The organism is Pararhizobium sp., from assembly GCF_035497515.1.
In the GTDB taxonomy this organism is placed as follows: domain Bacteria; phylum Pseudomonadota; class Alphaproteobacteria; order Rhizobiales; family Rhizobiaceae; genus Pararhizobium.
This window is the reverse complement of record NZ_DATJDJ010000139.1, coordinates 16,467-27,774: the sequence shown is the minus strand read 5'-3', so window position 1 is coordinate 27,774 and position 11,308 is coordinate 16,467. Positions and strand designations below refer to the sequence as shown.

Below are 11,308 nucleotides of genomic sequence, written 5' to 3'. Positions count from 1 at the left end.
ACCGTCGGCGCGACATCTGTGTCGCCGTCGCCGATCGTGCCGGAGACCTCGGTGAAGCCGAGCACGTTGCCGCCCGTCGAGTTGACAATGCGCATATGAAACCCGTTGTCGCCATCGATCTGGCGCGCGATGATGACATAGTTGCCGTTCGTCAGTGTCGTGACATCGACCTGCTCGCCGCCGGAACCAACGTCCGCGGAGAGGTTGCCCGACAGAAGAAGGAAGGGCGAGCCGGCGGTGCCGCTCGAGTTGACGATCGTCGCGAACGTGTCGGTCTGGTTGTTGACGGTATCGCGCTGCTGGTAGGCGACGAGGAAGCTGCCATCCGTATTCACGGTAATCTTGGGCCCGCCGATAATGTCAGCGTTGCTGTCGGGAGCGATCGTGCCGCTGGAAACAAAGCTGCCGTCGGCACCGCGAATATTGAAGCGTATGGAGGTGCCGTTGACGTCGGTATCTTCGAACACGACGGCGAAGTTGCCGTTGGGAAGCCCGACGGCGTCAATTCGGCCCTCGTCATCCGCGTTGAAGGTATCGTTCGCGCGAAACTCGGCGCCGATCGCATTGCCTTCAGCGTCAAAGAGTTGGCCGATGACGTCGTTGCCGCCGGTGAAGCCGGCGCCGTCATCGGTGTTCGATTGCCACAGCGCGATGAAATTGCCGTTTGCCAGGGCAACCATTCTGATGCCGATCTGGTCATCTCCGTTGGTGCCGGTATCCGTGGTGTTTGCCTGCTGGAATGCACGCCAAAGCTTCGGAGTCGTAGTCATATGAATTCCTCCTCTGATCTATGAATGATTGTGTGATTGCGTGAGTATCTCGGTCACCGTGACGACGCACCGGTGCCGTAAGCATTATGTATCAGGCTGTGTCACCGACAGATGTAACGTTTGGAACAGCGGGAATATTCCGTTCGTGTATTCAGGATATATGCTGAGGGGATATTTTGAGAGACTGAATAAGAATCAATAAATTATATAATTGTACACATGATCCTCGAGTTGGATTTCAAAGATTTCGTAGGTGTAGAAATATTACCGTTTTAATCAGCTGTCATATTTTTGAAATATTTGAATTATTAAAGTATGCTAAACTACGTTATGGATAAGTAAGAGAGAATTGTTTTCAGGTGATTTTTACCAAATTGCCGACGCAGGTAACGCAACAGCGCATTGCAAACTGTCCTTTCACGGCACAGATGCAATACAATCGGTTAACAGGCGGGTTTCGATATTTTGCGCCCTCTCGTCGTACCTGACGGCGATAGTCAATCACGTCGGATTGTACTGTTCCCGCGCGGTTCGGTTCCCCAGGGTCTCGGCGGGAGCGAAGCAAAATTCAGTGAATGAGATTGACGCCAACGGCGTGGCTCGGACGGGCCGGATCGGGCAAAGACAGGCCCGGACACAAGATGATCCGGGCCTGTCCTGATCTGTCAGGCAGCGCGCTTCAGGGCTTCGCCGAGGATGGAGACAAGCTTGCCGATTTCTTCCTTTTCGATGATCAGTGGCGGCGACAGGGCGATGATGTCGCCCGTGACCCGGACCAGCAGGCCCTTCTGGAGGCAATCGACGAAGACGTCATAGGCGCGGGTTCCCGGCGCGCCGTCGCGCGAGGCAAGTTCGACCGCGCCGACCAGACCGAGATTGCGGATATCCACCACGTGCGGCAGGCCCTTCAATGAATGAAGCGCGTCCTGCCAGATGTCGGCCAAGCCGGCGCCGCGCGTCAGCAGGCCTTCTTCCTCGTAGATTTCCATGGTCGCCAGACCGGCCGCGCAGGCGACGGGATGCCCGGAATAGGTGTAGCCGTGGAACAGCTCGATCTGGTTGTCTGGTCCGGTCATCAGGCCGTCATGCACCTTGCGGCTCGCAAAGACCGCGCCCATTGGTATCGCACCGTTGGTCAGGCCCTTGGCGGTGGTGATGATATCGGGAACGACGCGGAAATAGTCTGTCGCGAACGGCGTGCCCAGACGGCCGAATCCCGTGATGACTTCGTCGAAGATCAAGAGGATGCCGTATTTGTCGGCGATGGCGCGCAGGCGCTCCAGATAGCCCTTCGGCGGCAGGATGACGCCAGCGGACCCGGACATGGGCTCGACGATGACGGCCGCTATCGTTTCGGCGCCATGCAGCGCCACCAGACGCTCGAGGTCCTCGGCGAGTTCGACGCCATGCTCGGGCAGTCCCTTCGAAAAGGCGTTGCAGTCGAGATCGAGCGTGTGGCGCAGGTGGTCGGCGGGGATCTGCGGGAAGATTCGGCGGTTGTTGACGAGGCCGCCGACGGAAATGCCGCCGAAGCCGACGCCATGATAGCCCTTTTCGCGGCCGATGAGGCGCGTGCGGGTGCCCTGGCCGATCGATCGCTGGTAGGCGATGGCGATCTTCAAGGCGGTATCGACCGACTCCGAACCGGAGCCGGTGAAGAAGACGCGATCAAGCTGGGCCGCCGGGCCGCCTGGGGAATGTTCGGCCAGCTTGGCCGCGAATTCAAAGGCGATCGGATGTCCCATCTGGAAGGTCGGGGCGAAGTCCAGCGTGCGCAACTGCCGTTCGACCGCTTCGGTGATGCGCTGACGGCCGTGACCGACATTCACGCACCATAGACCAGCCGTGCCATCGAGGATCCTGTTGCCATCGACATCGGTGTAATACATGCCCTCGGCGCTCGCCAGCAGGCGGGGTGCGGCCTTGAACTGTCGATTGGCGGTGAACGGCATCCAGAAATTTTCGAGGGGTGGGCTGTTTCGCTTGCTGATGTGATCCATGGCTCTCTCCTTGGGATTGTCGCCAATGTGTGCAATTTTCGATGTTGAACAAGTCCTTTTCTGCCCACGAATAAGCTATTGAAATCTATAGATCGAGATGGCAGGTTTTGTTGTATTTCGAACAACAGAAACGGGATGCGTCATGTCCGTCGATATCGGTAGCCGGTTGCGTCATCTGCGATCTCTGCACAATCTTTCCCAACGGGAACTGGCAAAGCGTACGGGTGTGACCAATTCGACGATTTCGCTGATCGAGTCGAACTCGTCCAACCCGTCGGTCGGGGCACTCAAGCGCATTCTCGACGGCATTCCGATCGGACTGGCGGAGTTTTTCGCCTTCGAGCCGGAGAAGCCCCGCAAGGCGTTCTACGCCGCCGAGGAACTGGTCGAGATTGGCAAGGGGCCGATTTCATACCGCCAGATCGGCGATCACCTGTTCGGCCGCAGCCTGCAGATTCTCAAGGAATGCTACCAGCCGGGGTCCGATACGGGAAAGGTGCCGCTGGTCCATGAAGGCGAGGAGGGTGGCATCGTCCTGTCGGGGCGGCTGGAAGTCACCGTGGACGAGGATCGGCGCATCCTGGGGCCGGGTGATGCCTATTATTTCGAAAGCCGGCGACCGCACCGGTTCCGCTGCGTCGGGCCGGTGCCTTGCGAGGTCATCAGCGCCTGCACGCCACCGAGCTTCTGACCGAGGCCTTCTGTCTGCAGCCGGATATGGAGGGCCAGGCGATATTCCTTCGCCTGGCCCTCCATGATGACAGAGATCGTTCAGTCCGCCGGTTGCGGGGCAGGGGTGCGCAGGCTCTTGGGGCGCAGCAGCCGCAGCGACTTGCCGGTCGGATTGCCCTCCAACTGCAGGACGCGGGTGAAAAAGCGGTTGCCCGGTTCCTGCCGGCCGATGTTGAGGATCGCCGCGGTGCCGACTTCTTTCTCCAGGAAATTCAGGACGCGTTGGTAGGCGTCGCTCTCCAGCGTATCCAACGCTTCGTCGATGACGATCCAGCGCGGCTTGTGCAGACCAAGCCTTGCGATGGCGAGAAGCCGCAGCTCGATTTCATTGAGCTTCAACTTCGTCTTCATGTCGTGGTCGAGCAGGCCCTGCAGTCGGGCGAGGCCCACCCGGGACAGAACCTTGGCGAGGTCCGCCTTCGGGAAGCTGCCGGGATTTTGCGGATAGGACATGACCTCTTCCAGCGTGCCGGGCGGGAAATAGGGCGAGCGCGGAATGAACGCCATGTCCGCGTCCTTCGGCAATGCGATCCTGCCATGGCCCCATGGCCAGAGGCCGGCGATCGAACGGAAGAACGGCGCCTTTTCGACGTCGGCCGTGCTGGTGACTAGGACGCGGTCGCCGGGGGCGATCTCGACATGCGGTTCGGCAAGCTTGATGCATCCGGCCGGAAGCGCGATTTCCAGACCGTCGATCGTCATGCGCGCGCTGTCATTCCGGGTGAAGTTGATACGCTTGCCGCTCTCGTGGCTTTCGTCCGTCATCAGCATGGCGGAACGGAAGGCGGCAACCCGCAGCAGCGTCGCCCGCCAGTCGGCGATCGTGTCGATGTTGTCCACGAACCAGCGGAGCGATGTGTTGACCTGGTTGAACGCGCCGACCGCCATCATCAGGCCGCCGAAGCTGAGACTTCCGGAGAAATAGACGGGAGCGGCGATGATGATCGGCGCAACGACGGTGATCCAGCCGTAGCCGGACGTCACCCAGGTGAGACGGGTGAGCGCCAGCATCAGCTTGTTGCTGATCTCGAGCACGGAGTACAGGTCGCGCTGCAGACGGCGTTTCTCATTCGGCTCATCGGCGGAGAGCGAGATGGACTCGATATGCTCGCTGACCCGCATCAGCGAGAAGCGCAGGGCGGCTTCCCGCGCGTAGTGGTCGCCGTTGATCTTGACCAGGGGCCGCCCGACGAGCCAGCTGAGGCAGGCTGCCGTGCCGGCATAAAGGATCGCGGCCCAGACCATGTAGCCGGGAATGTTGATGTCGCGGCCGCCGATGTGGAACAGGAAGCCTTCCGAAAGCGACCAGAGAACGCCGATGAAACTGACAAGGAGAATGCCGGACTGGAGCAGCCCGAAGCAGATGCCCGCCGTCAGGTCCGCCAGATGCCGGGCATCCTCATGCATGCGCTGGTCGGGATTGATGCCGATGGAGCCGGCATTGGCAAGCCGGAAGGCACGGGCTGGCCGCATCCATTCGGTGATCAGGTCGAGCGTCAGGCCTTCGCGCAGCTTGATGCGGATCCACTGGTTCAGCCAGGTCTGCACGACGTTGAGAACGAGAAGACCGCCGGCTATCTGCGCGAAGATCAGCAACTGATGCAGAAAGGCCGAGAAGTCGCGACGCTCCAGCGTATCATAGAACGGCTTGTACCAGCGATTGAGCAGGATCTGGCCAAAGGCGGTAACCAGGATGACCGAGACGATGCCGAGAGCAAGCCAGATGATCACGTTGCGGACCGGCGAAACCATGAAAGCGTTCTGCATCATGCTTAGCTGATGGCGAAAAGGTTGTTCGTCGTCCGGCTGGCCCTGGTCGGGTTTCCTCATATTTTTCTGCTGCGGCATCGGTAAAGAATCTCCACCTCTGGCTTTGATCGCTCGCGCGATCAAAATGCTCCCTGAGCTAAACTAACAACGGGGGATGGGGCGAAACTGTCTAAAAACTGCGGTTTCTCTCCCGCTCGGCGACGTTTTCCACACAACATGGGTTAAAACCCGCGTCATGACGTGATCGTTGAAACAATTGCGGATCGTCAGCTACAAAGCGGCGTTATTTTCCGCCAGGCGCCCACCGGGCGGGCGCGTCCATCCCAGACATACAGCTGATGCCTGACATTCTTGTCGAGAAAAAGACGGCCAGGTTGCTATCAAGGGAGGGATCGGCATCGCCGATCGTCAGGTCGTAACAGTCGAAAGAAAGTCTTCCTGTTTCATGTTGCGTTGAAAAGCCTTCTGACCTTTTCGCGCAGGATGGCATCTTGCGCCGGGCCTTCGGGATAGTCGAAATGCCCGGCATCGAGAATGAAGATCTCATTCAATTTTGATGGCGGCAGGCCATTCGCCACCGAGAACTGGCAGGGCGGGGCGACGGCGGGATCGAACAGCGCGACCGCAACGAGCATCGGCACCCGGATGCGCTCGGCAGCACTTGCCGCATCGAACAGCCGGAGCGTCGCCAGCACGCTGCCATGCATTTCCTGATAGGCTTGAACGGACTGCGCGCTGCCGACGGTGGGCAGGCTCAGCCACAGCGGCCGGTTTCCGAAGGATGGGACGACCAGATGACCGCGATCGATGCGCCTGTCGAATGGGATAGCCAAAGCGCCCACACCACCGCCGAAGCTGCTGCCGCTATAGCCAATCCGCCCGTCGATCCATGGATAGAGGGCGGTGAGGGTGGAGACGGCTGTCCACGCGTCCTCGACGCAGCCGCCGATGATATAGTCGTCCGGTTTCTCGATGCCGTAAACCACATGACCCGGTGGATTCGGCGAGATCGGCGGTCGCGCGCTGAGCGACAATCCACGAAAACAGGGAAAGAGGACGGCGGTTTCCTCGACGGGAATTTCGAAGTCGGGCTGGTCGCGGCCACCATATCCGTGTCCGACGACAAGGCCGCGCCGCACCGTGCCCTTGCGAGGCAGAAGCAGCCAGCCACTGATCTGGAATCCTCCCGTCGATATATAGGTGATGTCGAGCACATGCCAGTCTGGGTGGTTCGCCTTGCTCTGGCCCAGCACCGGCTGCGGATCGACGGCCAGCGCCTGCTGGTAGCGCTTCTGCCAGAACGCATCGAAACCCGCGGGCGCTGCCGGCGGCCTGATCGCCAGCAACTGTTCAAGCTGCAGGCCGTAGGTGGGATCGAAGGCGAAAGGATGGACTGCCGGAACGTTCATCCGATGTTTGTCCCGTGAAAAACCCGGCTATGCAAGGGCAGCGACGGGTGTTCCTGCCAAAGGTGGTGCAGCACGACGATCGCGGTGGTTGTGGCAAGCAGGCGCAATCCGATCCTGCGGCTGCGATCCGTCTTCAGACATATCTTTCCATTGCGGCATTGCGGCGAGCTCATTGTACCCCCGTCTCGGTTTCCCGCGCAGTGTCCCAGCATGCGCCTCCTGTTATTTTTGAACCGCGGATTTTTATGAAATTGGATGACGTCTCCGCAGCCAGGCCATGGTCCCGTTGGCACGATGTGCTGCAAAACGGTCAGCTGACATCCGCACCATTGCAACGGATGCATGGGTGCGTTGTCGCATTGGCGCTATTCCGGAAGGGCGGGCGGGCTTATATTCCAGCCATCAAATGACGACGGCGCCAAGCACTGGCAGCCGGTCAGACGAGACCTCAGGAAAGGGGATTATCATGAACGTAGCACGCTCTTTCAACAATTGGCGCAAGTACCGTCAGACGGTTTCCGAACTCGGCCGCATGACGACCCGCGAACTGCGCGACCTCGGCATCGACCGCGCCGACATCCAGAACATCGCACGCGCTTCCGTCGCTCGCTAAAGCGACCGTCGACATTCAGTATCAGTTTCGTGGAAACGCCCGCTCCCCTGCAGCGGGCGTTTTTGCGTTTGCTTACTTTCCGAAACGCTTCTTCTGAATGACCTTGTTGCCGCGCGGACCAGTCAGCTGTGGTGTGTTGCTGCGGTTTTCGTCCTGCAGCTTGCGCCAGCGCTCCAGCCGCTCGACCGGCAGGGTGCCGGCTTTCACCGCCGCTTGCACGGCGCAGCCCGGCTCGTGGGCATGGGTGCAGTCACGGAACTTGCAGGAAGGCGCGAGGTCGGTGATTTCGGCAAACAGCGTGTCGATGCCCTCGGCTGAATCGCTGACATGCAGGGTGCGCATGCCTGGCGTATCGATCACCCAACCGCCGCTGACGATAGGATGCATCGAGCGCCCGGTTGTCGTGTGGCGGCCCTTGGCATCGCTTTCACGAATGCCGCCCGTTTGCTGCTGCGTTGCGTGCTCCAGGCCGGCCAGCGTGTTGACCAGCGTCGATTTGCCGACGCCGGATGAGCCGATCAGTGCTACCGTCTGGCCTGTGCCGCACCAGGGTGCGAGCGCCTCGGCTGCGTCCGCGAGACGGGCATTCAGCGCCACGACCGGGAGGTCGCGCTGCAGGCTTTGCGCCTCCCGGATATAGACATTGACGTCATCCGCCAGATCGACCTTGGTCAGCAACAGGACCGGATTCGTCTCGGACTGGTTGGCGAGCGCCAAATAGCGCTCCAGCCGGGCCGGATTGAAATCGGCATTGCAGGACGTGACGATGAACAGGGTGTCGACATTGGCGGCGCCGAGCTGATGCGTCTTGCGGCCTTCGGTGCGGCGCTGGAGCAGGGTTTTGCGATCGAGCCGGCGGTGGAATGCCATGGTTTTCGGGTCGGCCAGCACCCAGTCGCCGACGGCGAAATCGGCGGTGTTGGTCTGGATGTCGATCACCAGCCGTTCCGGGCCGTTTTCGGACATGATACTCAGTCGAGTTCGATGAACTTCCGCGATGCGTCTGGGAAGAAGGCCTGCTTCGTCTGGCTCGACTTGAGACGCGAAGAAGTCGGACCAGCCTAGAGAGACGAGAAATGCTTGTTCGGCTTGTGTCGTCACGGTTGTGTCCGGGGATGCGGTGTTGCGTTCATGGACCATCTCGTCTCGCGCAATGAATTGAAATGCTCATAGCAGAACCGTCGGCGACCCCCAAGTGTTTCCACGCGCTTCCCAATTTGCAAGGCTGGTACCGAGATGCAGCTGGCCAGTTCGAAAATTGGTGACGTTGCCAAATGCCGGCAGTTGGGTGAAGACTTGTCGCCGTCTGCTTTCGGCAGATCATCATAAAACACCAACTGTCGGCATGCCCTGTCGCAGCCGGGCTTCAAGAACAAGGTTTGTATGGACTATCTGGTCAATCTTTCACTGGTGACGCCGGTTCCCGATCTCGATGCGCGGATGACAACAGCCGGCGTGACGATCCGGCGGGCGCTGGCACCTGAACTCGAACTGGTGATCGGCTGGATCCGCGAAAAATTCGGTGCCGGCTGGGCAAGCGAAACGACCATCGCCTTCGCCCGCCAGCCGCCAACCTGTTTCCTGGCAACGCGGGCCGGAAAGCTCATCGGCTTTGCCTGCCATGAATCGATCGCCCGTGGATTTTTCGGGCCGACGGGCGTCGACGAGACTGCGCGTGGCGAAGGGATCGGCCATGCGCTGCTCCTGGCAAGTCTGCTCGACCTCAAGGCCATGGGCTATGGCTATGCCATTATCGGCGATGTCGGCCCCTCGGCATTCTATGAACGCACGGTCGGCGCGACGCCGATCCCCAATTCCGCGCCCGGCGTCTATGCCGGCTTGTTGACAAGCGCCGATTGAGATTCCCGGAGTTGACGATGACGAAGACGGCACGGGGCAAATTTCGCCTGGAGACTTTCTGGATACCGGCGGCAACAGGCGAGGCCCCGGTCTATTCCCTTGCGCTGACCAATGATGGCGATCAGCCGATTGCGGATTTCACGCTCTGCGTCTCCGGCCCGGCGAGGATCGATCCGGCGGCGAGCGTTGAGGGCGGGCAATTGGTGGCGCGTCTTTCGAACCATGCCGAATTTGCGCCGCCGGAAGACTTCGTGCTGCAGCCGGGCGAGATCTGGATCCTGAAGGCGCATGGCATGAGCTATCACCCGAAGCATTGGACCGATGGCGCGAATGCCGGTTACGTCGTGCTGGCCGATCGGACGGCCGTTCCGGTCGAGGTCGCGCCGACGCTGGCGAAGGGTGACAATGCCGCCCTGACGCGCGGCGCCGTCGTCTACCCGGTTCCGAAAGTGGCCCCGGTCACTGTGTCGATCGTGCCCTGGCCTGAAACCGTCGCCATTTCGGGCGCGATTGCTCCGCCGCCGGGATTGGACCCGCGGCCCGAAGGCGCGGTAGCCGGCGCTGCGGCGGATGCCTTTGCTGCGCTTGCGCAAGCCCTGTTTCCGGTCGAAGGCCTCGTCCGCCCGGTCACCGAAGGCGGCTTTCCGGTTTCGTTGGCAATCAATGATGGCTTCGCGCCGGAGTCCTATAAGATCCGGTTTTCCGCCACTGGCATCAGCATTGCAGCAGGCACGCGCACTGGCCTGCTTTACGGCCTGATCACGCTCGGCCAGGTCCTGCGCGGTGCGCGACAGTATCCGGAGACATTCGTCTTTCCGGCTTCTGGCGAAATCGTCGATGCGCCGGCGCTCGACTGGCGCGGCGTCCATCTCGATGTCGCCCGACAGTTCTACGGCACGGCTGAAGTCGCGCAGTTCCTGCGCATTCTCGCATGGAACAAGCTCAACCGCTTTCATTGGCACCTGTCGGATGACGAGGCATGGCGTGTCGAGATCGACACCTATCCGGCCCTGACGGAGGTCGGCGCCTGGCGCGGCCATGGACTGAAGATCCCGCCACTGCTCGGATCAGGTCCTGAGGTGACCGGCGGTTATTACAGCAAGGCGGCGATCCGCGAGATCGTCACGCTGGCTTCAAGCCTCGGCATCATGGTCGTGCCGGAGATCGACGTGCCCGGCCATTGCTACGCCATGCTGCAGGCCATCCCCGAACTGCGTGACCCCGACGAGGTGGGCAGCTACTATTCGGTTCAGGGCTTCCCGGATAATTGCCTCAATCCCGTTCGCGAGGAGACTTATCGGGTCCTGGAAACGATATTCGATGAGATGATCGAGCTGTTTCCGTCAAAAATCATCCATATCGGTGCCGACGAGGTTCCGCTCGGCGCCTGGTCGGGGTCTCCCGTCGCACTGGCTCGGCTGCGCGCGGTCGGCGGCGATGCGATGGCCGATGCGCATGCCGAGCGCCTGAACGTCGTCACCAACACCCATGGCGCCGACGAGATCGACGGATCGGGGGCTGCCGTCCTGCAGGCGGAGTTCCTTGCGCGCATCCAGGCATTCCTCGCCTCGCGTGGCTGCGTCACCGGCGGCTGGCAGGAGGCAGCGCATGGCAATGTCATCGACAAGACCAGGTCCACTTTGTTCGGCTGGCGCACCGTCGAGGCATCGGCGGCTTTGGCGGGCGAAGGTTACGACATGGTGGTTTGCCCCGGCCAAGTCTATTACCTCGACATGGCCAACAGCCAGGCCTGGTCGGAACCGGGCGCCAGCTGGGCTGGATGGTCGGATCCGGAAAAGCTCTATACCTTCGATCCGGTCGAAGGCTGGAGCGATGCCCAGAAGGAACATCTGCTCGGGGTGCAGTGCTGCATCTGGTCGGAGCCGATGACCGATCGTGGGGTCTTCGATCGGTTGGTCTTCCCGCGCCTGTCGGCGCTTGCCGAAACCGGATGGACGCAGCCCGAGCGGAAGTCCTTCGCTCGCTTCGAGGCGCTCACCGGTCTCATGCCTATTCTCTACGGCATTTACGCCGAGGTTTGAATTGGACGAGGCTCCATCCTCTTGATGTCGTTAACAGGCTGGCGCGGCAGCGAAGGTGTGACTGAAAAGATGACAGAATAACGAAGCAATTAAAGATTGTATTTCCTATGGC

The 11,308-nt window shown here is 60.7% G+C and carries 8 protein-coding genes and 1 pseudogene; 4 read left to right on the top strand and 5 right to left on the bottom strand.

The annotated features are described in order from the left end of the window. A pseudogene (locus VL202_RS14295) lies at positions 1-770 on the bottom strand (hypothetical protein); the annotation flags it as partial. A 665-nt stretch (positions 771-1,435) separates the two neighbouring features. Further along, positions 1,436-2,770: an aspartate aminotransferase family protein gene (locus VL202_RS14290; protein WP_325464769.1), complete on the bottom strand. Its 1,335-nt coding sequence runs from the start codon at positions 2,768-2,770 to the stop codon at positions 1,436-1,438. A gap of 142 nt (positions 2,771-2,912) precedes the next feature. Between VL202_RS14290 and VL202_RS14285 the strand changes: the two genes are divergently transcribed. Further along, positions 2,913-3,461 (top strand): cupin domain-containing protein, encoded by a 549-nt coding sequence (locus tag VL202_RS14285; RefSeq protein ID WP_325464768.1) that lies wholly within the window; start codon positions 2,913-2,915, stop codon positions 3,459-3,461. A gap of 80 nt (positions 3,462-3,541) precedes the next feature. On the opposite strand, the gene VL202_RS14280 is transcribed toward VL202_RS14285, so the two are convergent. Continuing rightward, on the bottom strand, positions 3,542-5,332 hold the full coding sequence (locus VL202_RS14280; protein ID WP_325464767.1) for an ABC transporter ATP-binding protein/permease: 1,791 nt from the start codon (positions 5,330-5,332) through the stop codon (positions 3,542-3,544). A 383-nt stretch (positions 5,333-5,715) separates the two neighbouring features. Beyond that, complete coding sequence (locus VL202_RS14270) at positions 5,716-6,681, bottom strand: acetylxylan esterase (protein ID WP_325464766.1); 966 nt, start codon at positions 6,679-6,681, stop codon at positions 5,716-5,718. A gap of 466 nt (positions 6,682-7,147) precedes the next feature. Here VL202_RS14270 and VL202_RS14265 point away from each other — a divergent pair, with 466 nt between their 5' ends. Next, positions 7,148-7,294: a DUF1127 domain-containing protein gene (locus VL202_RS14265; protein WP_325464765.1), complete on the top strand. Its 147-nt coding sequence runs from the start codon at positions 7,148-7,150 to the stop codon at positions 7,292-7,294. Positions 7,295-7,366: 72 nt separating this feature from the next. Here the strand turns inward: VL202_RS14265 and rsgA are convergent, their stop codons facing one another. Next, positions 7,367-8,260, bottom strand: coding sequence for a ribosome small subunit-dependent GTPase A (gene rsgA / locus VL202_RS14260; protein WP_414692864.1), 894 nt, complete (start codon positions 8,258-8,260; stop codon positions 7,367-7,369). A 417-nt stretch (positions 8,261-8,677) separates the two neighbouring features. Here rsgA and VL202_RS14255 point away from each other — a divergent pair, with 417 nt between their 5' ends. Then, a complete protein-coding gene (locus VL202_RS14255) occupies positions 8,678-9,154 on the top strand; it encodes a GNAT family N-acetyltransferase (RefSeq protein WP_325464763.1) in 477 nt (158 codons plus the stop codon). Between the two features lie 17 nt (positions 9,155-9,171). Further along, complete coding sequence (locus VL202_RS14250) at positions 9,172-11,196, top strand: beta-N-acetylhexosaminidase (RefSeq protein WP_325464762.1); 2,025 nt, start codon at positions 9,172-9,174, stop codon at positions 11,194-11,196. Positions 11,197-11,308: the final 112 nt, after the last annotated feature.

Excerpts from the sequence above, each read along its gene's own strand:
- VL202_RS14280 (WP_325464767.1), bottom strand. The coding sequence starts at position 5,332 with ATGAGGAAACCCGACCAGGGCCAGCCGGACGACGAACAACCTTTTCGC.
- VL202_RS14255 (WP_325464763.1), top strand. The coding sequence starts at position 8,678 with ATGGACTATCTGGTCAATCTTTCACTGGTGACGCCGGTTCCCGATCTC.
- VL202_RS14270 (WP_325464766.1), bottom strand. The coding sequence starts at position 6,681 with ATGAACGTTCCGGCAGTCCATCCTTTCGCCTTCGATCCCACCTACGGC.
- VL202_RS14265 (WP_325464765.1), top strand. The coding sequence starts at position 7,148 with ATGAACGTAGCACGCTCTTTCAACAATTGGCGCAAGTACCGTCAGACG.
- VL202_RS14285 (WP_325464768.1), top strand. The coding sequence starts at position 2,913 with ATGTCCGTCGATATCGGTAGCCGGTTGCGTCATCTGCGATCTCTGCAC.
- rsgA (WP_414692864.1), bottom strand. The coding sequence starts at position 8,260 with ATGTCCGAAAACGGCCCGGAACGGCTGGTGATCGACATCCAGACCAAC.
- VL202_RS14290 (WP_325464769.1), bottom strand. The coding sequence starts at position 2,770 with ATGGATCACATCAGCAAGCGAAACAGCCCACCCCTCGAAAATTTCTGG.
- VL202_RS14250 (WP_325464762.1), top strand. The coding sequence starts at position 9,172 with ATGACGAAGACGGCACGGGGCAAATTTCGCCTGGAGACTTTCTGGATA.